Consider the following 23,424-nt stretch of genomic DNA (forward strand, 5'->3'; position numbering starts at 1 on the left):
AGTTTGGAAAAAGACAGTCTGGAACGTCCGTTAGGGCGGGCAGCCAGTGACTGCGGCAATTGGGTTGACAAGAAATCCTCCAGTCAATCGTTGTCCGGTTCGCTTTTGGTCGGCCTGCCAAAAAAGATGCGGCCTGCTTGGCGAATCAAGGTGTAATTCTAGGCCAGACATTGCCGCATGACGGCGCACGTTTCCAGTCCGGCAGTTCAGGAACCGAAGGATTAGCCGCAATTCTTGTCGAAAATTCGCATGTCCTTGACCCGTGTCAAATGACAGAGAGCTTCAGGTGGCTGTGAAAAGTTGGAAATTCCGTTGCAGCTCGGCGTTTCTTGTGGTTTTTGTGCGGCTCAAAGGTGTCGGTGGAATGATGCGGCACATCGCCGCTATGCCCGATGGTAGCCATCGCCCTTTATATGAGTTTGTGGTTATAGTCCGGTCAAACTCATGACCTTGTCCAACGCCAGGACGCAGCAGATTTGGCTTGCGCAGCGCCGCCAAGCCCGCTACTGCCGCACCGGATTGGACCGGATCTGAGTCCGGAAATTTAGCATTTTCCGCCATTTCAGGCGGATGAGGGAAGGGAGCGCGGACGTGAAGGCAGTCTTCAAGCGTCTCATGACTATGGCCGGTGCGGCGGCAACTTTTGCTGGAGTGTCGACAGCGGCCCTGGCAGCGGAATCCGGCATCAAGGAATGGCAGTTGGGCTTTCAGGCCTCTGTTACCGATGTAATGGACGACATTACCTGGTTCAACGGGTTCACCCTGGTGATCATCACCGTAATCACGCTGTTCGTGCTTGCGCTGCTGATCGTCTGCATGACCCGCTTCAGCGCGAAAAAGAACCCGGTTCCGTCCAGGACATCGCACAACACCATGATCGAAGTGGTCTGGACGGTTGCGCCGATCCTGATCCTGGTCGTGATCGCGATCCCGTCTTTCCGGCTGCTCTACAAGCAGCTCGACATTCCCGAATACGAGATGACCGTCAAGGCGATCGGCTACCAGTGGTATTGGGGTTACGAGTACACCGATGAAAACATGGGTGAACTGGCGTTCGATTCGCTTATGATCGGTGACCCTAGCGATCCTGCAAAAGATCTGGCGGCACGCCAGGAAGTTGCCGACGCTCGCGGTGTCTCCTTGAACGAAGTTCCGCGCCTTCTGTCCGTTGACTATGATCTTGTCATTCCGGTCGACACCACGGTCCGTATGCAAGTGACCTCTGAGGATGTGATCCACTCCTTCGCGATGCCGTCCTTCGGCGTCAAGGTCGACGCCATTCCGGGCCGTCTGAACGAGACCTGGTTCCACGCTCGCGAGGAAGGCGTCTACTACGGTCAGTGTTCAGAACTTTGCGGCAAGGCTCACGCTTTCATGCCGATCGCGGTCCGGGTGGTTTCCAAGGATCAGTTCCAGACCTGGGCAACTGCCGCTCAGGACGATCTGGACACTGCAAACCAGCAGCTCCTGGCATCGATCGCCGATACCAAGAAGCTGGCTGCCGCAGGCAAGCTGGAAGAGATCTCTGTCGCCGCGAAATAATGCGGCGGCGATCCTGTTTGGCGATGCGCGCGATGTCATGCAGCGCCGCTGAGAAAGTCTGAAAGAGGGAGCCCAAAATGGCTGCGACCGAAGCACATGCGGCACATGGCCATCCGACCGGATGGCGCCGCTGGGTCTATTCGACCAACCACAAGGACATCGGTATCATGTACCTGATGTTCGCTATCATGGCAGGTATCGTTGGCGGCGCGCTCAGCGTCGGCATGCGGATGGAACTTCAGGAACCGGGGATGCAGTTCTTCGGCGATCCGCACCTGTTCAACGTGTTCACCACCGCTCACGGCCTGATCATGATCTTCTTCATGGTGATGCCGGCCATGATCGGCGGCTACGCCAACTACTTCGTGCCGATCATGATCGGTGCGCCGGACATGGCGTTCCCGCGGATGAACAACATCTCCTTCTGGCTGCTTCCGCCGGCCTTCCTGCTGCTGCTTCTCTCCCTCTTCGTTGAAGGTCCTCCGGGCTCCAACGGTGTCGGTGGTGGCTGGACCATCTATCCGCCGCTGTCCACGTCCGGTCAGCCCGGACCGGCGATGGATCTGGCGATCCTGGCCCTGCACATCGCAGGTGCATCCTCGATCCTCGGTGCCATCAACTTCATCACGACCATCTTCAACATGCGCGCGCCGGGCATGACCCTGCACAAGATGCCGCTGTTTGCCTGGTCCGTGCTGATCACCGCGTTCCTGCTGCTGCTGTCCCTGCCGGTTCTGGCTGGTGCCATCACCATGCTGCTGACCGACCGTAACTTCGGCACCACGTTCTTTGCACCTGCCGGTGGTGGTGACCCGATCCTGTTCCAGCACCTGTTCTGGTTCTTCGGTCATCCGGAAGTGTACATCCTGATCCTGCCGGGCTTCGGCATCATCAGCCACATCATTTCCACCTTCTCGCGCAAGCCGATCTTCGGTTACTTGGGCATGGCCTACGCCATGGTCGCCATCGGCGTCGTCGGCTTCATCGTGTGGGCGCACCACATGTACACCGTCGGCATGTCTTCCGAGACGCAGGCCTACTTCGTGGCTGCCACCATGGTGATCGCGGTTCCCACCGGCGTGAAAATCTTCTCCTGGATCGCCACCATGTGGGGCGGCTCCATCGAGTTCCGCACGCCAATGGTCTGGGCAATCGGCTTCATCTTCCTGTTCACCGTTGGTGGTGTGACGGGTGTGCAGCTCGCCAACGCCGGTCTCGACCGTTCGTTCCACGACACCTACTACGTGGTTGCTCACTTCCACTACGTGCTGTCGCTGGGTGCCGTGTTCGCAATCTTCGCGGCCTGGTACTACTGGTTCCCGAAAATGTTCGGCTACATGTACAACGAGACGATCGGCAAGGCCCATTTCTGGATCACCTTCGTGGGCGTGAACCTGGTGTTCTTCCCGCAGCACTTCCTGGGTCTGAACGGCATGCCGCGCCGCTATGTCGACTATCCGGATGCGTTTGCCGGCTGGAACTTCGTTTCTTCCATCGGCTCCTACATCTCGGCCTTTGCGGTTCTGGTGTTCCTCTTCGGCATCGTCGAAGCGTTCTCCAAGAAGCGCGTTGTCGGCAACAACCCGTGGGGCGAAGGTGCAACGACCCTGGAGTGGACCCTGTCTTCTCCTCCGCCGTTCCACCAGTTCGAGACCCTGCCGCGCATCAAGTAATTCGCGGAGGGAGGTTCGCCTCCCGGTCAAGATCAGCACCGCGCCGGTTGCCGGCGCGGTGCTCCCTTTAAAGAAATCTGCCGGGCCATGTGCACCCGGATGCGCGATCCCTGGATCGCGGAAGAAAACAAGAATTCAAAGGACGCGCCTATGTCGCTCGTTGAGCGCCAGGATATGATGAGCCAGGAAACCGCTGTCTGGGACGGCGGCATGGGATCGGTGAGCGACTATGTGGCGCTCCTGAAGCCGCGTGTGATGTCTCTGGTCATCTTCACCGCTTTTGTCGGCCTGATGCTGGCACCAGGCTCCGTGCATCCTGTGCTGGGCGTTGTCGCAATCCTGTGCATTGCCATCGGAGCAGGCGCTTCCGGCGCGCTCAACATGTGGTACGACGCCGACATCGACGAAGTCATGACGCGCACCCGCAAGCGGCCGATCCCGGCCGGCAAGGTCACGCGTGAGGAAGCGCTAGCCTTCGGTGTGACGCTGTCCATCGGTTCGGTTGTGCTGCTCGGCCTTCTGGTCAACTGGTTTGCCGGTGCGTTCCTGGCCTTCACCATCTTCTTTTACGTGATCGTCTATACGATGTGGCTGAAGCGCTCGACGCCGCAGAACATCGTTATCGGCGGCGCAGCCGGGGCGTTTCCTCCGATGATTGGCTGGGCAGCCGTTACCGGAAGTGTAAGCCTGGAAAGCTTCGTGCTCTTCCTGATCATCTTCATGTGGACACCGCCGCACTTCTGGGCGCTGGCACTGGTCAAGAACGGCGACTATCAGGCCGCCAAGATACCGATGCTGCCAGTTGTCGCCGGCGAGACCGTGACACGGCATCATATTCTTGCCTACGCCATCCTGCTCGCACCTATCGGTGTCGCGCCTTATCTGCTTGGCTTTGCAAGCCCCGTCTACGGCATTGCATCCGCTCTTCTGAGTGCCATCTTCGTCGGCCTTTCCTTTGACGTCTGGCGCAAGCGCGAGGGCGATCCGGCGAAGGCCGCGTGCTGGCGTCTGTTCAAGTTTTCAATCTTTTACCTGTTCATGCTGTTTGCCCTGCTTCTGGGCGAGAGCCTGATTGCAGGAGTGTGACGTGATGGCCAAGGAAGAGCAGGGCATTGCGCTCACCGAAGAGCAGAAGAAGAAGCGCCGGTCGCGGTCGATTGCAATCGCCTGCGTGCTCGGCGGCCTCGTCGTGCTGTTCTATGTCGTGACCATCGTCAAACTGGGCCCCGGTATCCTGGACCGGGCGCTTTGAGGGAGATCGTGTGAGCAACGGACAAGACACTTCAAACCTGTCACGCAGCAACCGCAAGGTCGCGGTGGTTTGCGCTGGCGTGTTCATGTTCATGGTCGGGGCGGCCTATGCCGCCGTGCCGCTCTACAATCTTTTCTGCCGTGTCACCGGGTTTGGTGGCACCACGCAGGTTGCCACGGCTGAAAGCGACGTGATCATCGACCGCAAGATCACCGTGCGCTTCGACGGCAACGTCAATCACGAGCTGCCCTGGAAATTCAAACCGGTGCAGCGTTCGGTCACGCTCCAGATGGGCGAAACCGCCCAACTGGAATATGTGGCAACCAACACAGGTTCCGGCAGGACCGTCGGCACGTCGACTTTCAACGTGTCGCCGCCGACGGCCGGAGCCTATTTCAACAAGCTGCAATGCTTCTGCTTTACCGAGCAGGCGCTGGAAAGCGGCGAGACTGTTCAGATGCCGGTCGTTTTCTTCGTCGACCCGGAAATGGACAAGGATCCTGAGCTGAAACACGTGAAGGAAATCACTTTGTCCTACACCTTCTTCCCGGTAGAAGAACCGGAACGTCCTGTTGCAGCAAAGGCCGAGAAGGCCGCAGCTGAAACAAAATTCGAGTGATTGGCGCATCCGCGCTTGAAATGACTGTCTTTGGGGAGCTTGCCGATGGCTGAGGCACATACCAAAAACCACGATTACCACTTGGTCGATCCGAGTCCGTGGCCGTTCATCGCATCCGTCGGTGCATTCGTCATGGCACTGGGTGCCATCGGCTTCATGAAATATGCACAGGGCACGGAGTTCGTGCTGCTTGGCCTGGATCTCACCGGCTGGGGCCTGTTCGCTATCGGGCTGCTGATCGTCCTTTATGTGATGTTCGGCTGGTGGCGCGACACCGTTCGCGAATCTGCTCAGGGTCACCACACCCGGGTGGTCTCGCTGCATCTTCGCTACGGCATGCTGCTGTTCATCGCTTCTGAAGTGATGTTCTTCGTTGCATGGTTCTGGGCCTACTTCGATGCATCGCTGTTCACCAGCGAAGCCATTCAGTTTGCCCGTGTCGAGGCAACTGGCGGTCACTGGCCGCCTGCCGGCATCGAAACATTCGATCCCTGGCACCTGCCGCTGCTCAACACCCTGATCCTGCTGTGCTCCGGCACGACGGTCACCTGGGCACACCATGCGCTGCTGCATAATGACCGCGATGGCCTGAAGTGGGGCCTGACCCTTACGGTTCTGCTGGGTGTTCTCTTCACCGTCTGCCAGGTCTACGAATACATGCACGCCGCGTTCGATTTCGGCGGCAACATCTACGGCGCGACCTTCTTCATGGCGACCGGTTTCCACGGTTTCCACGTTATCGTCGGCACCATCTTCCTGGCCGTCTGCCTGTTCCGGGCACTGGCTGGTCAGTTCACCGTCGAGAAGCACTTCGGTTTCGAAGCCGCCGCATGGTACTGGCACTTCGTTGACGTCGTCTGGCTGTTCCTGTTCGTCTCCATCTACATTTGGGGCGCAGGCACACCGGCCGCTCACTAGGATCGCGCCAAACCGGCACGAGCAACGCCCGATCCGGCCACCGGATCGGGCGTTTTCATTTCAGCTGAGGCTTGAGGCACATCATGGAAGACAAGGCGCATTTTCCACCGGTCAATCCGGTTTCCGCAGGCCTGTCGGGCAAGTGTCCGCGCTGCGGCCAGGGGAAGCTCTTCGACGGTTTCCTGAGCGTCAAGAAATCCTGCATGGCCTGCGGGCTCGACTACTCTTTCGCCGACAGTGGTGACGGCCCGGCGGTTTTCGTCATCATGATCGTCGGGTTTATCGTGGTCGGTCTGGTGCTCTTCGTCGAACTCTCCTACCAGCCGCCGATCTGGGTACACCTGCTCCTCTGGCTACCGCTGACGATCCTGCTGGCCGGCGGAGTGCTTCGACCGCTGAAAGGCCTCATGATTGCGCTTCAGTTCCGGCACAAGGCTGCCGAAGGTCAACTGGACACCGGCAAGGACGACAATTGACCGGGCAGGTCCCGGGAAGACAATCTCATGCGTAAACTCGTTATCCCGACACTCGCCGCCATCGCGGCTCTGGTGGTTCTGCTCAATCTCGGTTTCTGGCAGCTCGACCGCCTGGCCTGGAAAGAAAACCTCATCGAACAGGTGGAAGCCGGTGTTTCGACCCCGCCGGAAACAGCACCCGAACCTGGGGCCTGGGGCGACCTTGCCCCCTCTGACGACTATAGCCATGTCAGGCTCACCGGACGTTTCCTGGAAGGGGCGGTCTTCTATTACACCGCGCTGACTGATCCAGTCGGGCCAGTAAGCGGGCCCGGGGTGATGGTTTATGCACCTTTCGAAACGGATCAGCAGTGGATCGTTCTGGTCAACCGCGGTTTCCTGCCACAAGGCCTCGACAAGGCTTCGCGCGAAAAGGCAATCACGCCGCCTGATGGTGCCTGGGAGCTGACCGGCCTTTTGCGGCTGAGTGAAAAACCGAACTGGACAACGCCGGAACCCGGTCGGGAAGATCGTATCTGGTTCGCACGTGATACGGATGCCATGGCAGCAGAACTGGGCCTCGATCCCGCCAGGCTGGCTCCCTTCAGCATAGATCTCGACGCTTCCTTCACGCCGCCGTCCGGTCTGCCACAGGCGGGGGAGACCATCGTTCATTTCAAGAACGACCACCTCGGCTATGCGCTGACCTGGTTCGGTCTGGCGGCAACGCTGATCGGTGTCTACCTGACTTACGCGGCAAGTATCCTTTGGCCGCGCAAACGGCAGGCGGGTGAAACGTCGACCAAGTAGGTGGTGCTGGTGGCCTCGTGACGCGAAAGAACTTGGCTCCGGAGGGGCAGGAGAACCCAGGCTCTCGGTCGTCGTCGCGGCCAAACGAAGCGCGAGCCGGGATCGGGAAGCCACAGCTTTACTTTTATCAGCAGGCAGGTTGAAAAGCCTTCGGCTCTCCAGTCACCGATCTCCGCATTGCTGCGTCCGGGATGATCTGCTGAGAGGGGGCGATCAAAAAAGGGCCCCGCAGGGCCCTTCATCATTTCTCTTGCAAGCTTGCAAACAGCTTACCCGAGTGCTTCCAGGATTGCGGCGGCACCGGACTTTACGGCTTCGCCCGGAGCGTCTTCAATCGCCAGGAAGGTGATCACGCCATCCTTGGCAATCAGCGCGAAACGCTGTGAGCGCAGGTGACCGAAGATCGGTGCCGGCCCGAGGCCGAGGCCTGCGGCTTCGACAAAGCCGGCAGCCGTGTCGGACAGGAATGTGATGCTGTCGCCGGCGCTGGAGGCTTTCTTCCAGGCGTCCATGACGAAGACGTCGTTCACGGACAGGACAGCAATGGTGTCGACACCCTTGTTCTTCAGCGTTTCCGCATGCTCGATAAAGCCCGGCAGGTGGTTCATGTGGCAGGTCGGGGTGAAGGCACCCGGCACGCCGAACAGCACAACGGTTTTGCCGGATGTCAGCTCGCCGGTCGATATTTCGCCGGGGCCGTCCGCGGTCATGGTGTTGAATGTTGCCTCAGGAAGACGATCCCCAACAGAAAGTGTCATAGTGAATATCCCTTGATTGACCGGCTGCGGCGAAACGGCAGCCCCGCGACACAGATAGGGCTTTGTTGGCTATCCGTCGAGGGAAGTTGAGGCAAAAGCGGTTCGATAGACAGACCGGCAGGAGGCAGTTTCTATTTCACCCAGGCCGGATCAATGGGAAACAGCTGCTCGACCGCCCGACCGCCCGCAGTCAGCACAAGGCGCAGATCGGCGTCGGTCTCAGTTGTTTTCATGCCTTTGAGTGGCAAGCGCCAGAGTGTCTTTTCACCGCCTTGGCCGGCAGGTTTAGGCAGGCCGATATAGGAGCCTTCGGGAGCTGCTGCAAAAAGATCCGGCGTGGTGTCTTCAGGCGCCTGGACCTCGATCTCCACTGCATCGCCCGATGCCGACAGGGCTATCGCACTTATCTTCAGATCCGCGGACGGCTGCTTGGCAGGCACGGCCTCGAGGTCTCGTAGGATCAGTGTCTGGGCAAGGCTGTCGGTCTGGTCATCCGGGGTCAGATCAAGCGTCATGGAGGCCTCTCCGGGAACGCAGATCTCGTTGCAGATACCAAAGAAAACGTCCAGGGAAAGCGTCACGGTTTGACCGGGATTTTCAGGTTCGACCCGCAGCGGCAGAACAATGCCATTGTGATAGACGATTGATTCAGAAAAGCCGTCGTCATAGCGCTCCGGCGCAGGATAGAGCACCTCGGTGGCCTTGATGTTTTCGCTACCGGTCGTGTCGATCTGGGGCGGAATTCCGGCTTCGCCCGGATAGCGCCAATAGGTGTGCCAGCCCGGTTCCAGAAGGAACTCCAAACCGGCTTCATAATGGCCGTCCTTCATGGGGCCCGAGGCGATCAGCCTGACGGCGCCTCCCTGAACTTCCGTCCAGCCGGTCATGGCGGCATGGGCGGGTGGAGCAAAAACAAAAATAGTGAGCGCAAGGGCAAGGACAGAGCGTTTCATGCCTTCTTTGCTACACGAGTTTCAGGCAAGCGTCATCGGCCAGACTGGGCAATCCAGGTCATATCCTTGTGACGCTGAAGTGAGCCGGTTGCCATTCGGCGAGCACAAACAGACATTAACAAAGCCCGGCAAAGGGGCTATGCTTTCCCTTGGGCAGAGAGCGTCAACAGAAAACGAGGTACGCATGGCCGGATCCGCAGCAACAGATTCCCTTGAAGGTCAGTTTCTGATTGCGATGCCGGGCATGTCAGACAGCCGGTTCGAACATTCTGTGATTTATCTGTGCTCTCATTCGGACCAGGGCGCAATGGGCCTCGTGGTGAACCAGGTGGCCCGCCATTTGTCACTGGAAGAGCTTCTGATTCAACTCGATATCGTCAACGACGATGGTGCCATTCGCCTGCCGTCGAAAGTCCGCGACATGAGCGTCCACAAGGGTGGCCCGGTGGAGGTCGAACGCGGCTTCGTGTTGCATAGCGACGATTTCATGCTGAACCAGTCGACCCTTGCCATTGATAACGGCATCTGCCTGACGGCAACACTGGAGATCCTGCGGGCGCTTGCGCAAGGGACCGGCCCCACCCAGGCCATGCTGGCCCTCGGTTATGCGGGCTGGGCTCCGGGGCAGCTTGAAAACGAAATCCAGGCCAATGGGTGGCTGACGGCTCCGGCCGATCCGGACATCCTGTTCGATCAGGCCTCCGACAAGAAATGGCATCGCGCGCTCGCCAGCATGGGTATCGACCCCGCCATGCTCTATGCGGATGCAGGGCACGCCTGACGGCGCTGACGTCACGGCCGGTTTCGCAAATCTTGTCTCTTCACGGTCATCATTTTAGCCAAAAGCGACTTGCGCTTGAATGTTATGGCGCGTAAGTCGCATCAATGGCATGGTTTGTTTCAAATCTGCCGGAATTCAAGTAGGCTGATCCTTCTCGCATCAGAGGTCTGGCAAACAGGCAGGGGACGCGGGCGTCCCGCGACAAACAAAGCAAGAGGAACGTTGCGCGGTGAAATACATCAGTACGCGTGGTGAAGCACCAGTTCTGGAATTTTCCGATGTCCTGCTACAGGGGCTCGCACGCGACGGCGGACTTTATTTACCCGAAACCTGGCCGCAATTTGATGCCGACACCATCGCGTCTTTCGCCGGTAAACCCTATCAGGATGTTGCCTTCGAGGTTATTTCGCCCTTCGTGGCCGGCGCCATTCCCGAAGACGATCTGAAGTCCATGATTGCAGAAGCCTATGATGGCTTCCGCCACCCGGCCGTGACGCCGCTTGTTCAAACCGGACCGAACACTTTCATCCTTGAACTCTTCCACGGCCCGACGCTGGCGTTCAAGGACGTCGCGATGCAGCTGCTTGGCCGGATGATGGACTATGTCCTGACCGAGCGCGGCTTGCGCGCGACCATTGTCGGCGCAACATCCGGAGACACCGGCGGCGCCGCCATTGAGGCCTTCCGCGGGCGCGAGCGCACCGATATCTTCATCCTGTTTCCCGACGGACGCGTTTCCAGCGTGCAGCGCCGCCAGATGACGACCCCAGCGGAAAAGAACGTTCATGCCCTGGCACTAAACGGCGACTTTGATGATTGCCAGGCCATCGTCAAAGGCATGTTCAACCATTTCTCCTTCCGCGACAGGGTTGCCCTTTCCGGCGTCAATTCGATCAACTGGGCGCGGATCCTGGCGCAGATCGTCTATTATTTCGTCGCAGGCGCTGCTCTTGGCGCGCCGCATCGCAAGATCTCCTTCACGGTGCCGACCGGCAACTTCGGTGATATTTTTGCCGGCTATGCAGCCATGCAGATGGGGCTTCCCGTCGAGAAGCTGGTGGTGGCGACCAATGTCAACGACATCCTGGCGCGGACACTCAAGACCGGGCGTTATGAAAAGCGCGGCGTGACGCCGACCATTTCTCCGTCCATGGACATCCAGGTGTCCTCCAATTTCGAGCGGCTTCTGGCGGAGGTCTGCGGACGCGATGGCGCGGCAGTCCGGCGCATGATGAACCAGTTGAGCCAGTCCGGCAGTTTCGAGATCGAGGAAGGTCCACTCCGCGCCATGCGCGCGGTCTTCGGCGCAGGCCGTTGCAACGAGGACGAAACGGCATCGACCATTGCCGAACTGTGGAACGAGGCAGGCTATTTGCTGGACCCGCACACGGCAATCGGTGTCCATGTGGCGAAAGACCATGATAACGGCGAGACACCGATGGTGGTGTTGGGCACGGCGCATCCGGCCAAATTCCCGGATGCGGTGGAAAGGGCTTCAGGAAACCGGCCGGAGCTGCCGGAAAACCTGAAGGATATGATGACTGCGGAGGAGCGCCAGCAGGTTCTGGCGGCGGATCAGGGCGTGGTGGAGCGATACATCGAAGATCACGCCCGGGCCGTTACTGCTGGGGTGTGAGCATATGAAAGTACAAACAACAATCCTCGATAACGGGATGACGGTCGTCACCGACCAGATGCCTCATCTGAAAACGGCGGCTCTTGGCGTGTGGGTGCGAACCGGATCCCGCGCGGAGAATGTGCATCAGAACGGGATAACCCATCTTCTGGAGCATATGGCCTTCAAGGGCACCAAGACCCGCACGGCGCGTGGCATCGCAGAAGAGATCGAGGCCGTCGGTGGTGAGCTGAACGCTTCCACAAGCATCGAACACACCAATTACTACGCGCGTATCCTGGCTGAGGACACGCCGCTTGCGGTCGATATTCTCGCTGACATCCTGCAGAATTCCACATTCGATGCTCAGGAGCTGACGCGCGAACAACATGTGATCCTTCAGGAAATCGGCGCGGCAAACGACTCCCCCGACGATCAGGCTTTCGATCTGTTCCAGGAAACCGCCTGGCCGGACCAGGCCATCGGACGGCCGATCCTCGGAACGCCGGAAACGGTGCAGGGGTTCAACCGCGACGCACTCAACGCCTATCTCGCCGATCGCTACCGGGCACCCGACATGGTGCTGGCCGCTGCCGGCGCGGTTGATCATGAAGAGCTTGTCGCTCTTGCCCGCGAGAAGTTCGGTGGTTTCAACTCCGAGCCTGCAGCTCCGGAATCAGAAGCACGCTACCGCGGCGGCGAAACCCTTCGGCCGAAGGAACTGATGGAAGCACAGGTTCTGATCGGTTTCGAAGGCCGGCCCTACAAGTCCAAGGACTATTACGCCATCCAGATCCTGGCATCGGTCCTGGGCGGTGGCATGTCCTCGCGCCTGTTCCAGGAAATCCGCGAGAAGCACGGCCTTTGCTACGCCATCTACAGCTTCCACTGGGCGTTTTCCGATACCGGACTGTTCGGCCTGCATGCGGCCACAAGCCAGGAAGACCTGGCTGCGCTGATGCCGATGATCGTGGACGAGCTGATCGCCGCCACCCAGACGATCACCGACGAGGAAGTCGCCCGCTCCAGGGCGCAGATCCGCGCGGGACTGATGATGGCGCTGGAAAGCCCGGCAGCCCGCGCCGGACAGATTGCCCGTCAGATCCTCGTGCACAACCGCGTGCTCGATCCGGACGAGATTTCCTCGAAGATCGAAGCGGTGACGGCTGCCGACATCCGTAGGGTCGCGCACGAGACTTTCGTGGGCACGGTGCCGACCCTGACTGCGATCGGCCCGGTTGACGGTATCATGACTGCGGACGAACTCGCAGGACGGCTTCAGCAAAGCCCGGTCCTGCGGGCCGCATCCATGTAAGTCGGACAGAACAAGGCGGAGAGTGGGGCATGGCGCTGTTACGGCCGGGAGCAACACCTGACGCCGAACTCCTGATCGAGGCCGGCGGTTATTATCTTCGCCCGCCGATCATGTACGACTTCAAGCCCTGGGCGGAACTTCGCGGCGAAAGCCGGGCCTTCCTGAAGCCCTGGGAACCGCTCTGGCCGTCCGATGACCTCACCCGAACCGGCTTTCGCCGCCGCTTGCGCCGCTATTCGAAGGACCGCAAGGAAGGGCGCAGCCTGTCGTTCCTTCTGTTTCGCGCGCGCAGCAACGAGATCCTCGGCGGACTGACACTCAGTAATATCCGCAGGGGTGTCAGCCAGACTGCGACACTTGGCTACTGGATGGGCGAGCGGCACGCCGGAAAAGGACATATGTCCTCGGCTGTCGCCATGATCTTGCCGTTTTGTTTCGACGTGTTGAACCTTCATCGTATTGAAGCGGCGTGTCTGCCTACGAACATGCCGTCCATCCGTCTGCTCGAAAATGCCGGGTTCCACCGGGAAGGCTACGCACGCAACTATCTGTTAATTAACGGGACCTGGCAGGATCATCTTCTGTTTGCCTGTTTGGCGGAAGACCATGCGTCGCGACCTGAAAAGGTGGCACCGAGCGTCGAGGGAATCTTGAAAGAATTCTTGTGACATGCGCCACAACCCGGTACTTCTTCGCCCCATGTCGATTATGATACCGGATCCGAAAACAAGCGTGATCAGAAACCTTGTCATTGCTCTGACGTTGTTTGCAACGTTGCTTGCCACCCTGCCTGCGCGGGCGCTGGAGCCGATCCCTGTTCCGATCGACGTCGAAGCACTGGACATCACCAATTCCGTCGACCTGCATCGCGAAGCCGGGACCCGGCTGCAGGTGTCGACCGCACCGGGTGCGGACGGCATCGTGCGCCGTATCGAGGTTCCCTCCCGCGATGGTACCAACACCAACTGGGCGGTGTTTGCGCTGGCCAACACCAGCGATGAACAGATCGACCGCCTGATCGTTGCGCCAAATTACAAGCTGGTCGGCTCCGACCTGTTCTGGCCGGATCTCGGTTCCTCGCGCATTCTGGCGATCACACCGAGCCAGGGCATCGCTCCCGAACGTCAGAAAAGCCTTGAGGCAGACGTCTTCCTGGTCACGCTCGATCCGGGGTCGATCGTCACCTTCGTCGCGGAAATGACAACGCCGAACCTGCCGGAAATCCGGATCTGGGAACCGGACGTCTACGAGGAAACCGTCAACGCCTACACGCTCTACCGTGGCATCATTCTGGGCATTTCCGGCCTGCTGGCCCTGTTCCTCACCATCTTGTTCGTGGTCAAGGGCACGGTCATGTTCCCGGCCACCGCGGCACTTGCCTGGTCGGTGCTGGCCTATCTGTGCATCGATTTCGGCTTCTGGGGCATGGTGTTCAATCTGGAGGGCGGCGGCAGCCAGCTTGCGCGCGCCTGCGCCGAGGTCATGCTCGCGGCCAGCTTGATCATCTTCCTGTACGCCTACCTGAACCTCAACCGCTGGAACATTCACTATTCGCATCTGGCGCTCACGACGCTGATCCTGATCCTGGGTCTGCTTGGCGTTGCCGTTTGGGATCCTTCGATTGCAGCCGGCATCGCCCGTCTTGCGCTGGCCATCATCGGCTTGCTCGGGTTCGTCACCATCGCGGTGCTGGCCTTCCAGCACTATGACCGCGCCATCCTGCTGATCCCGACCTGGTGCCTGCTGATGGCCTGGCTGGTCGGGGCGGCGATGACCGTAACCGGCTATCTGTCCAACGACATCGTCCAGCCCGCGCTCGGTGGTGGTCTGGTTCTCATCGTGCTGCTGATCGGCTTCACGGTGATGCAGCACGCTTTTGCCGGCGGTGCGATTGCACAGGGGCTTATCTCCGATGTCGAACGCAAGGCACTGGCCCTGACCGGTGCCGGTGACATCATCTGGGACTGGGACATCGACCGCGACCGCATCTACACGGGCAACGAGGTTGAAGACCTGCTCAACCTGAAGCGTGGCACTCTGGAAGGGCCTGCGCGCGACTGGCTGGACATCCTGCATCCCCAGGACCGTGACCGGTTCCGGGCGACGCTCGACGCGGTCATCGATCAGCGTCGCGGCAAGGTAACCCAAACCTTCCGTCTGCGCTCAGAAGACGGTCATTTCCGCTGGTTCCGCCTGCGGGCCCGGCCGATCATCGGATCGGACGGCGAGGTGATCCGCTGCGTGGGCACGCTCCTGGACGTGACCGAGGAGCGCACGGCGGAAGAACGCCTTCTGCACGATGCCGTCCACGACAATCTGACCGGTCTGCCGAACCGCGAACTCTTCGTCGACCGCTTGCGCACCAGCGTCATCCGGTCGCGTGCGGAAGAAACCTCCAAGCCGACCTTGCTCGTGCTCAATCTTGATCGCTTCAAGCAGGTCAACGACAGCATTGGTCTGTCTGCCGGCGACAGCATTCTCTTGACGGTGGCGCGTCGTCTCGGCCGACTGATCGGCCAGCAGGATACGCTGGGACGTCTTTCCGGCGACCAGTACGGCCTTGTTCTCCTGTCCGAGCAGGAGCCGGACCGGATTGTTGCGCTGGCGGATTCGCTGCGCAAGGCGGTCCGCGCGCCGATCACCTTCGGCGACCGGGAGATCTTTCTGACCTGTTCCGTCGGCATTGCCTTCTTCGAAGGTGGCAAACAGGCGGTCGAGGACATGGTCACCAATGCGGAGATCGCCCTAAATCACGCCAAGCGCCTGGGCGGTGACCGCCAGGAAGTGTTCCGTCCGATCTTGCGCCCGCTCGACAAGAACATCGTCGACCTGGAAGCCGACCTGCGCGAAGCGATCAAGAAGGAAACGCTGGGTGTCTACTTCCAGCCGATCATCCGGTTGGAAGACCAGGCGGTAGCCGGCTTCGAAGTGCTGGCACGCTGGAACCACGCCAAGCGCGGCAAGATTTCACCTTCGGAATTCATTCCCGTCGCAGAGCAGTCCGGTCTTATCAACGAACTGGGCATCTACATGCTCGACAAGGGCGCACAGCAGCTGGCGTTCTGGCAACGCGAGTTCCCGATGCAGCAGCCTCTGTTCGCTTCGGTGAATCTCTCGTCCCGTCAGCTGTTGAAACAGGACCTGATCAACGATGTGAAGGCCGTTCTGTCGAGAACATCGCTGGCACCGGGAACGTTGAAGCTGGAACTGACGGAATCACTCGTCATGTCCAACCCGGAATATTCCGCCAAGGTGCTCGAGCGCCTTCGCGGGCTGGGGGCAGGCCTGTCCCTCGACGACTTCGGCACCGGCCATTCCTCACTGTCCTATCTGCAGCGGTTTCCGTTCGACACGATCAAGATCGACCAGTCCTTCGTCAAACCCAACGGGTCTTCCGCCCGGCCGGTCCTGCTCAGGACAATCGTCGCCATGGGGCATGACCTTGGCATGTCGGTCGTTGCCGAAGGAGCGGAGAGCGAGAACGATGCGCTGGAGCTCTACCAGCTCGGCTGCGAATACGCTCAAGGCTTCTACTTCGGCGAGGCCGTCACGGCAGCGGAAGCCACCAAGATCCTGCGCAAGATGCCGGCGGAAGCCGAAACGGCCTGATATTGGCCGGCACCTATCGTGCCGGCTGATCTTGCGTCAGGGGCTCTGACAGCAGTTTCCCACACTCTCCGTCATGCCATGGCTCGACCATGGCATCCATGCCGTGCGCCATCCAGCCGCAAGGGCTTCGGGGTCGCCGAGGTCATGAATAGGATTGCAGGGGCAAGCCCTGCAATGACAGAGGGAGTTGATGTCGTTGGGGTTGGAAGGCGAGGAGGCGATGCCGCGCCGTTTCCGCGTCAAGGTGCCAGGATGGGCACGGTCTTGTCCGTTTGCCGGATTTCCAGCGGCGTTGCACCGAAGGGATCGCCGTCCACCTGTGCAGCCACGGCACCTGTTGCCAGAATGGAAGCCGTTTTGAACGGGCGCACCAAAGCGCCCTTGGCCTTGTGGATGCGGCCCATCAAGAGCGCGACGCCATAGCAGAAGGACGACCAGGGGTCGTCCCTTTCCAGGACCAGCATATGCAGGCCGGGATCGGTCGCCCCACCGGGGCAAATGACAAAGGGGCCGCCATAGTGGCGGGCGTTGCTGGCTACGGCGAGTTTGCCGGTCAGCTCTTCACCATCCAGGATCACTTTCAACGAGGCGCTCTTGCGTTTGAAACCGGTCCGAAGCGCTGTGATGACATAGGCGAGCTTGCCAAGGCGCCGTTTCAGGGAAAGCGGCACGGCGTGAACGACTTCGGCATCGAACCCGGCAGAGGCCATCAGTACAAAAGGCCTGCCGTTGGCAAGGCCATAGTGCAACTGCCTGGTCTTGCCGCGTCGGATCAGTTCGGCAATTGCTTTTGCATTGCGCGGGAGGCCAAGTTCAAGGGCAAGCACATTGGCGGTGCCGAAGGGAATGATGCCCAGTTGCGGCGGGGCAGGGTGGTTCTGAAATCCGGTCAGGGCCTCGTTGACGGAGCCGTCTCCGCCGGCGACCACCAGCGTCTGCACAGGCAGTGAGGGATCCGCGCATATGTCGCCGATCTCGCCTGCGCGTCTCGTCAACCGGATCTCGGTCTTGCATCCGAGATCTTCCAGGCGATTGCGCACGTCATCCAGAAATTCGGCGCTATAGCCACCCGAGGTCGGGTTGGCCACGATCAGAACCTTTCCGGCCATATCCGGAACCATTGTGCGCACTGCTGCTGCGCCGGACCACCAGAAAAGTCTCACTCAAAATCCTCTGCTCATCAGACAGGATTCGTTTTTTCGCCGCTCTTATACGGGGCCATTCCGCCGCGCGCCAGTTCATCTGCGCGTTCATTGTCCGGATGGCCGGCATGTCCCTTGACCCAGTGCCAGGTAACGTCATGACGTTCCCTTGCGGCGTCAAGAGCTTGCCAGAGATCCGCATTCTTTACCGGCTTGTTGGCAGCCGTGCGCCAATTCTTGCGCTTCCAGCCGTACATCCATTCCTTGATGCCGCTGCGCACGTATGTGCTGTCGGTATAAAGGTCGACCGCACAAGGGCGCTTGAGGGCATTCAGCGCCTCAATGGCGGCCATCAGCTCCATACGGTTGTTGGTGGTTTCCGACTCGCCCCCGGAAAGCTCTTTCTCGTGCTCCCCGAACCGCAGGATGACACCCCAGCCGCCCGGGCCAGGATTGCCGGAACAAGCGCCGTCCGTATAGATCGTGACCCGGTTGTTGTTCTCCGTCATCGCTCCAACCCGTAGGCCTGCGTGGAGGAAATGCTCTGGTGGAAGCGGAGCTTCTTCAGATATTCCAGCGGATCCTTCGGCGTAACCAGCGCACCTTCCGGCACGCTCAGCCAGTCATAGAGCCGTGTCAGCAGGAAACGCAGGGCCGCACCCCGGCAAAGGGTCGGCAAGGCATCGTATTCAGCCTCGCTCAACGGTCGCACGGCGGCATAGCCCTTGAGCAGGGCCTTTGCCTTGGTCACGTTGAACGACATGTCCTGCTCGAAGCACCATGCGTTGAGACAGATGGCAATGTCATAGGCAAAGGCATCGTTGCAGGCGAAATAGAAATCGATCAGCCCGGAAAGTTCGTTGCCCAGAAAGAACACGTTGTCGGGAAACAGATCCGCATGGATCACCCCACCCGGAAGGTCCCTGGGCCAGACCTTTTCCACGTGATCCAGCTCGCTGGCGATCTCTGCACCGAGACCGGGATGAACCGTATCGCTGCGCTCCCCGCATTGATCGAACAGGGGCCGCCAGCCGCTGACGTCGAGTGCGTTCTTGCGGAACCCGTCGTAATCGGCGCCGTCCAGGTGCAACTCTGCCATGGCCCGGCCCAGCTCGGCGCAATGATCCACTTTGGGCCGCTTGACCCACATGCCGTCCAGAAAGGTGACCAGCGCGGCCGGTCGGCCGGCGAGAGTGCCCAGAAGTTTGCCGTCCCTCGAAGGGACCGGCGTCGGACAGGACAGGCCCTTTGCGGCCAGATGCTGCAGAAGGTTCAGAAAATAAGGCAGATCGTCCGGGTTCACGCGCTTTTCGTACAGCGTCAGGATGTAGGACGCCTTGTCCGTGTGGACCAGGAAGTTGCTGTTCTCGACACCTTCGGCAATGCCCTTGAATGACAACAGACGTCCGACATCGTAGCTGCCGATGAAGTCGTTCAGTTCCTCATCGGTTACTTCGGTATAAACAGCCATGGGGTTATCCGGCAGCGGCCTGGGAGGAGGCGATCATCTCGCGCAGCTCCCGCGGCAGGTTGAAGGAAATCGTTTCTTCGGCAGTACGCACCGTCTCGACGTTGACGTCGAACCGGTCGGCAAATGCCGCGATGATTTCCTCTACCAAGGTCTCGGGGGCCGATGCACCTGCTGTCAGACCCAACGACGTGATACCTTCGAAATCGTGCCAGTCGATGTCGCTTGCACGCTGGATCAGCACTGCAGTCTTGCACCCGGCCCGTTCCGCAACTTCACGCAGGCGCTGCGAGTTGGAGGAGTTCGGCGCGCCGACAACGATCATTGCGTCGACCTTTGGCGCCACATGCTTCACCGCTTCCTGACGGTTGGTGGTTGCGTAGCAGATGTCCTCCTTGTGTGGAGCGACGATCTGCGGGAACCGGTCCTGCAGCACAGCCACGATCCCGGCCGTGTCGTCCACGGACAAGGTGGTCTGGGTAATATAGGCGAGGGGGCGGTCGGTCTTCGGCGTGAAGGCACGCGCGTCGTCTTCAGTCTCGATCAGGCTGACGGTGCCTTCGGGCAATTGGCCCATGGTGCCGATCACTTCAGGATGCCCCGCATGACCGATCAGCAGAATCTCGCGGTCCCGGCGAAAATGGATTTCCGCTTCCTTGTGGACCTTCGAGACCAGAGGACAGGTGGCGTCGAGATAGAACATCTTGCGGCTCTGGGCGTCTTCCGGCACGGATTTCGGTACGCCGTGCGCAGAGAAGATCACCGGTCTGTCGGTGTGCCCGGCCGGTATTTCTTCCAGCTCTTCCACGAACACAGCGCCCTTGGCCTTCAGCCCGTCCACCACGAACTTGTTGTGCACGATCTCGTGACGGACGTAGACCGGACTGCCGTATTTTTCCAGGGCGAGTTCCACGATCTGGATCGCGCGATCGACACCGGCGCAGAACCCTCGGGGCGCGCAAAGGTGAATGGCAAGCGGTGTTTTTTCCTGATTGCTCTCGGTCATCATGCTCTTTCGAGGAACGTTTCTGCGCGCAATAAGGGCTCGCAGCCACGCCGTGTCAAGGGATGTGCGGCAAGCTGAACCAATTCAGCCACAATGAGCTGCTTGAAGGTTTGCGTTTGACAAGCCTCGCCAAGCAATTCTTCACCTGCTATGAAGCTCCGCCGACAATTGTTGCATTTTTATGGAATGAAGATGATCAGTGCGATTCCCGCCGTCTCCGGCAAGACCCTGAAGACAATTATGGCCGTGGGCCTTTCCGCCGCGGCTCTTGCGGGGTGTATGAGTGCCGCTGACGGTGTTGCGGGCAAGGTTATTTCCGGTGGTCAGCAGCCGATCGAGATTTCTCCCGAAACCTTCGCCCCGCCGGTTCCCTGTCCCGCGCTGCAGCTTCAGTCCAACACCTTCCTGATCCGCAAGTATGTGCGTGGCAAGGATGATGACCCGCAGGGTCTGCTTTACCAGGCCACCGTCAAGGATTGGGCCAACACCTGTACGCAGCAGCCGGACGGTAGCCGCCGCATGAAGCTGGGCCTGTCCGGCGATGTCACCTCCGGTCCTGCCTGGAAGGGCGGCGAAGTGGTTCTGCCGATGCGCGTCGCCATTGTGCCCGGCGGCAGCGGTGCCAAGCCGCTCAGCTCCGAGATCGTGAAAATTCCGGTCACGCTCGGAGCGAACTCGCCAAGCGAAACCTGGACGCTGATCGAAGAGAAATTCACGATCCCGGCAGGTGCGGACGCCAAGGTTGTCTTCGGCTTTGACGAAGGCCGTCGCCGCTAGGGCCCGGCCACGCACGTAGCACATCAGGTTCGACTGGATTTGAGGCCTGGCCGGGAAGATGGAAACCGGCCGGCCATTGATCGTGCACACTCTGCAAGACGATGCCTAAAATTGTGCACCGGCAAAATTGCGGGGGCTGCATGTCGCATATTGACAAGACTATGTCTGCCTCGCACAATCCGGCCCCAATCGGGGTCGTCCCCCGGTTGGCGTGGAAACACGTCAATGTTTATGCGGGAGAGGCCGGGTGAAAGGATCCTGGCGCCGAAGGAGCAACCGCCCCGGAAACTCTCAGGCAGAAGGACCGCATGAACTGCAACGCTCTGGAAAGCAGTGCTCCGCAAGTGGGTTTGCGGACTGCTCACCGAAGGAGTAACCGAAAGGCGTCATCGGCGCCGGTCGGGAAATCTCTCAGGTACTCGGACAGAGGGGGTGCAGACGGATCAGGACCCATGCGGGCCGGTTCGGGACTGCGCAACCCCGAATACGAGGACCGTTCATGGCGGAAACCGTTGCAGACGAAGATCTGAAACAAACGCCTCTTCACGACCTTCATGTGGAACTGGGTGCACGCATGGTGCCGTTTGCCGGCTATTCCATGCCCGTGCAGTACAAGGCCGGCATCATGGCCGAGCACCAGCAGACCCGCACGAAGGCCGGCCTTTTTGACGTCTCCCACATGGGCCAGGCCCTGTTGATCGGTCCCGATCACGAAACGACGGCCCGGGCTCTGGAAGCGCTGACCCCGTCCAATTTCGTCGAACTTGGCCACGGCCGTCAGCGCTACACGGTTCTGCTCAACGACGAAGGCGGCATTATCGACGATCTGATGGTCACCCGGCCGCTGTCCGAAGCAGAAGACGGCAAGCTGATGCTGGTGGTCAATGCCTCCCGCAAGGATGTCGACTACGCCCATTTCCGCGACAGACTGCCTGAAAACGTGACCCTTGAAGTGATCGACGATCGTGCGCTGATCGCGGTTCAGGGGCCGGAAGCCGTGGCTGCGGTCGCAGCACATGCGCCAAAGGCAGCCGAACTTGGCTTCATGGCCGCCGCACCGATGGAGTTTGACGGTATCGACTGCCACGTTGCCCGTGCCGGCTATACCGGCGAGGACGGCGTGGAGATGTCCGTGCCTGCCGGTGCTGCTGAAGCGATTGCCCGTGCACTGCTCGCCGACGACAGGGTCGAACCGATTGGGCTCGGGGCCCGCGACAGCCTGCGTCTTGAGGCAGGGCTGTGCCTCTACGGACACGACATTGACGAGATGACGTCTCCCGTCGAAGGCGCCATCACCTTCTGCATGCAGAAGCGCCGCCGCGAAGAAGGCGGCTTTCCGGGCGCCGAACGCATTCAGGGTGAACTCGAAAAGGGACCGGGCCGTGTCCGCGTCGGCCTGCGCCTCGATGGCAAGGCACCTGCGCGGGAAGGGGCCGAGATCGCACTGCCCGACGGGCCGGTGATCGGCACCGTGACATCCGGCGGATTCGCACCGACCGTGGGTGCCCCGATCGCAATGGGCTATGTCCCGGTGGAGCACTCCGAAACTGGCACGCCACTTGAATTGATCGTCAGAGGCAAGCGCTTGCCCGCTACCGTCGCGGACATGCCGTTTGTTCCGAACCGGTATTACCGCAAACCCAAAGCATAAATCTTTCCAGATAACGGACGCACAATATGACCACCTATTACTCCAAGGACCACGAGTGGATCGCCGTAGATGGCGACAAAGCCACTATCGGCATCACGACTTACGCGCAGGAGCAGCTCGGCGACGTCGTTTACGTCGAACTGCCGGAAGCCGGCAAGGCGCTGTCACAGGGCGATGAAGCCGCTGTCGTTGAATCCGTCAAGGCCGCCAGTGAAGTCTACGCTCCGATCGACGGTGAAGTCGTTGAAGCCAACGATGCGCTGGTGGACGAGCCGGCCAAGGTGAACGAAGATCCCGAAGGCGCTGCATGGTTCATCAAGATGACCGTCGGCAATGCGGATCAGCTGTCCGACCTGATGGACGCGGCAGCCTACAAGGCGTACGTGGAGACGTTGTAATTCATGGCAGGGCACTACTACACGGCACAGGTGGAATGGGCATGCGACGGCGACTATGCCGCAAACGCCTATTCCAGAGGGCACATCTGGCGTTTTGACGGTGGTCTCGAGATCCCGGCAAGCGCTTCGCCCACGGTGGTACCCCTGCCATATTCCATTGAGGCCGCCGTCGATCCGGAAGAGGCTTTCGTCGCCGCTATCTCGTCCTGCCACATGATGTCCTTCCTGGATCTTGCCCGGCGGGCGAATTTCGTTGTCGCCAGTTACAGCGACCGTGCCCAGGGCGAAATGAGCCGGGTGGCGCGGGGCAAGATGGCAATCACGAAAGTGGTGCTGCGGCCGGTTATCACGCTGGTTGCGGCCGAGGACCCGGATCCGACCTGGCTGACCGATCTGCATGAAAAGGCGCATGACGTCTGTTTCATAGCCAACTCCGTGAAGTGCGAGATCGTTGTGGAGCCCGAACCGCTCCGCCTCGTCGCACCGTGACTTTCCGGAGCCGGCCGCACGAAGTCGCAGCCGGTTCCCTGTTCTGGATGGTGACCAGTTCTCTTCTCTGTGCGTCTGCACGGCGCCACCGCGCCGAGCAGGAAACGGGGAGCCCGTATCCGGAAGCTTGTCAGTTCTCCGGTTCCGGGCTGATGAAGCGAGAGCAAGGTTTTCACCGGTCCGATTTTTGATC

Annotated in this window: 23 protein-coding genes and 1 riboswitch; of the genes, 17 read left to right on the forward strand and 6 right to left on the reverse strand. The window is 60.1% G+C overall.

From position 1 onward, the window contains the following. Positions 1–570 precede the first annotated feature (570 nt). The 8 genes from coxB to ACVDG9_RS04335 all read left to right on the forward strand — a co-directional run bounded on the left by coxB (position 571) and on the right by ACVDG9_RS04335 (position 7,269). A complete protein-coding gene (gene coxB, locus ACVDG9_RS04300; RefSeq protein ID WP_055657816.1) occupies positions 571–1,542 on the forward strand; it encodes a cytochrome c oxidase subunit II in 972 nt (323 codons plus the stop codon). Between the two features lie 77 nt (positions 1,543–1,619). Continuing rightward, the gene (ctaD, locus tag ACVDG9_RS04305) at positions 1,620–3,215 is read left to right on the forward strand and encodes a cytochrome c oxidase subunit I (protein WP_023002023.1); all 1,596 of its coding nucleotides are present in this window, start codon (positions 1,620–1,622) and stop codon (positions 3,213–3,215) included. A gap of 150 nt (positions 3,216–3,365) precedes the next feature. Next, positions 3,366–4,301, forward strand: coding sequence for a heme o synthase (locus ACVDG9_RS04310; RefSeq protein WP_031269734.1), 936 nt, complete (start codon positions 3,366–3,368; stop codon positions 4,299–4,301). A 4-nt stretch (positions 4,302–4,305) separates the two neighbouring features. Further along, a complete protein-coding gene (locus ACVDG9_RS04315) occupies positions 4,306–4,467 on the forward strand; it encodes a cytochrome c oxidase system small membrane protein (RefSeq protein WP_023002021.1) in 162 nt (53 codons plus the stop codon). A gap of 10 nt (positions 4,468–4,477) precedes the next feature. Then, positions 4,478–5,086, forward strand: coding sequence for a cytochrome c oxidase assembly protein (locus ACVDG9_RS04320; RefSeq protein WP_023002020.1), 609 nt, complete (start codon positions 4,478–4,480; stop codon positions 5,084–5,086). Positions 5,087–5,131: 45 nt separating this feature from the next. Next, positions 5,132–6,004, forward strand: coding sequence for a cytochrome c oxidase subunit 3 (locus tag ACVDG9_RS04325; RefSeq protein ID WP_023002019.1), 873 nt, complete (start codon positions 5,132–5,134; stop codon positions 6,002–6,004). Positions 6,005–6,084: 80 nt separating this feature from the next. Then, positions 6,085–6,480 (forward strand): DUF983 domain-containing protein, encoded by a 396-nt coding sequence (locus tag ACVDG9_RS04330; protein WP_447238286.1) that lies wholly within the window; start codon positions 6,085–6,087, stop codon positions 6,478–6,480. A 27-nt stretch (positions 6,481–6,507) separates the two neighbouring features. Continuing rightward, positions 6,508–7,269 (forward strand): SURF1 family protein, encoded by a 762-nt coding sequence (locus ACVDG9_RS04335; protein ID WP_289807259.1) that lies wholly within the window; start codon positions 6,508–6,510, stop codon positions 7,267–7,269. Between the two features lie 269 nt (positions 7,270–7,538). On the opposite strand, the gene ACVDG9_RS04340 is transcribed toward ACVDG9_RS04335, so the two are convergent. Both ACVDG9_RS04340 and ACVDG9_RS04345 read right to left on the reverse strand, forming a co-directional pair. Beyond that, the gene (locus ACVDG9_RS04340; protein ID WP_055657820.1) at positions 7,539–8,027 is read right to left on the reverse strand and encodes a peroxiredoxin; all 489 of its coding nucleotides are present in this window, start codon (positions 8,025–8,027) and stop codon (positions 7,539–7,541) included. Between the two features lie 131 nt (positions 8,028–8,158). Then, on the reverse strand, positions 8,159–8,980 hold the full coding sequence (locus ACVDG9_RS04345; protein ID WP_447237358.1) for a protein-disulfide reductase DsbD domain-containing protein: 822 nt from the start codon (positions 8,978–8,980) through the stop codon (positions 8,159–8,161). Between the two features lie 184 nt (positions 8,981–9,164). Here ACVDG9_RS04345 and ACVDG9_RS04350 point away from each other — a divergent pair, with 184 nt between their 5' ends. The 5 genes from ACVDG9_RS04350 (at position 9,165) to ACVDG9_RS04370 (ending at position 16,300) form a co-directional block, all read left to right on the forward strand. Further along, a complete protein-coding gene (locus tag ACVDG9_RS04350) occupies positions 9,165–9,761 on the forward strand; it encodes a YqgE/AlgH family protein (RefSeq protein ID WP_023002014.1) in 597 nt (198 codons plus the stop codon). A 229-nt stretch (positions 9,762–9,990) separates the two neighbouring features. Then, a complete protein-coding gene (thrC, locus tag ACVDG9_RS04355) occupies positions 9,991–11,397 on the forward strand; it encodes a threonine synthase (RefSeq protein WP_077290726.1) in 1,407 nt (468 codons plus the stop codon). Between the two features lie 4 nt (positions 11,398–11,401). Beyond that, positions 11,402–12,691 carry a M16 family metallopeptidase gene (locus ACVDG9_RS04360; protein ID WP_031269731.1) on the forward strand — a complete coding sequence of 430 codons (1,290 nt, stop codon included), beginning with the start codon at positions 11,402–11,404 and terminating at the stop codon, positions 12,689–12,691. A gap of 29 nt (positions 12,692–12,720) precedes the next feature. After that, on the forward strand, positions 12,721–13,359 hold the full coding sequence (locus ACVDG9_RS04365) for a GNAT family N-acetyltransferase (RefSeq protein ID WP_023002011.1): 639 nt from the start codon (positions 12,721–12,723) through the stop codon (positions 13,357–13,359). A gap of 31 nt (positions 13,360–13,390) precedes the next feature. Further along, positions 13,391–16,300 carry an EAL domain-containing protein gene (locus ACVDG9_RS04370; RefSeq protein ID WP_447237359.1) on the forward strand — a complete coding sequence of 970 codons (2,910 nt, stop codon included), beginning with the start codon at positions 13,391–13,393 and terminating at the stop codon, positions 16,298–16,300. 239 nt (positions 16,301–16,539) lie between these two features. On the opposite strand, the gene ACVDG9_RS04375 is transcribed toward ACVDG9_RS04370, so the two are convergent. Genes ACVDG9_RS04375 through ispH form a run of 4 tightly spaced genes read right to left on the reverse strand, consistent with a single transcriptional unit; the run spans position 16,540 to position 19,919 of the window. Further along, entirely contained in the window at positions 16,540–17,463 is a 924-nt protein-coding gene (locus tag ACVDG9_RS04375) for a diacylglycerol/lipid kinase family protein (RefSeq protein ID WP_208984429.1), read from the reverse strand. Positions 17,464–17,480: 17 nt separating this feature from the next. Beyond that, a complete protein-coding gene (rnhA, locus tag ACVDG9_RS04380) occupies positions 17,481–17,951 on the reverse strand; it encodes a ribonuclease HI (protein WP_055657829.1) in 471 nt (156 codons plus the stop codon). Then, on the reverse strand, positions 17,948–18,913 hold the full coding sequence (gene thrB, locus ACVDG9_RS04385; RefSeq protein WP_023002007.1) for a homoserine kinase: 966 nt from the start codon (positions 18,911–18,913) through the stop codon (positions 17,948–17,950). The genes rnhA and thrB overlap by 4 nt, the downstream gene beginning before the upstream one ends. Positions 18,914–18,917: 4 nt before the next feature. Next, positions 18,918–19,919 carry a 4-hydroxy-3-methylbut-2-enyl diphosphate reductase gene (gene ispH, locus ACVDG9_RS04390; protein WP_228869688.1) on the reverse strand — a complete coding sequence of 334 codons (1,002 nt, stop codon included), beginning with the start codon at positions 19,917–19,919 and terminating at the stop codon, positions 18,918–18,920. 189 nt (positions 19,920–20,108) lie between these two features. Between ispH and ACVDG9_RS04395 the strand changes: the two genes are divergently transcribed. The 4 genes from ACVDG9_RS04395 to ACVDG9_RS04410 all read left to right on the forward strand — a co-directional run bounded on the left by ACVDG9_RS04395 (position 20,109) and on the right by ACVDG9_RS04410 (position 23,231). Beyond that, positions 20,109–20,693, forward strand: a complete 585-nt coding sequence (locus ACVDG9_RS04395) for a hypothetical protein (RefSeq protein ID WP_031269728.1) — start codon at positions 20,109–20,111, stop codon at positions 20,691–20,693. A gap of 224 nt (positions 20,694–20,917) precedes the next feature. Further along, positions 20,918–21,010: riboswitch (glycine riboswitch) on the forward strand. Positions 21,011–21,192: 182 nt separating this feature from the next. Next, complete coding sequence (gcvT, locus tag ACVDG9_RS04400) at positions 21,193–22,344, forward strand: glycine cleavage system aminomethyltransferase GcvT (protein ID WP_023002004.1); 1,152 nt, start codon at positions 21,193–21,195, stop codon at positions 22,342–22,344. 26 nt (positions 22,345–22,370) lie between these two features. Continuing rightward, positions 22,371–22,742: a glycine cleavage system protein GcvH gene (gcvH, locus tag ACVDG9_RS04405; RefSeq protein ID WP_023002003.1), complete on the forward strand. Its 372-nt coding sequence runs from the start codon at positions 22,371–22,373 to the stop codon at positions 22,740–22,742. 3 nt (positions 22,743–22,745) lie between these two features. Next, on the forward strand, positions 22,746–23,231 hold the full coding sequence (locus tag ACVDG9_RS04410) for an OsmC family protein (protein ID WP_023002002.1): 486 nt from the start codon (positions 22,746–22,748) through the stop codon (positions 23,229–23,231). Positions 23,232–23,424 lie beyond the last annotated feature (193 nt).

This window comes from Roseibium sp. RP-7, assembly GCF_053005225.1.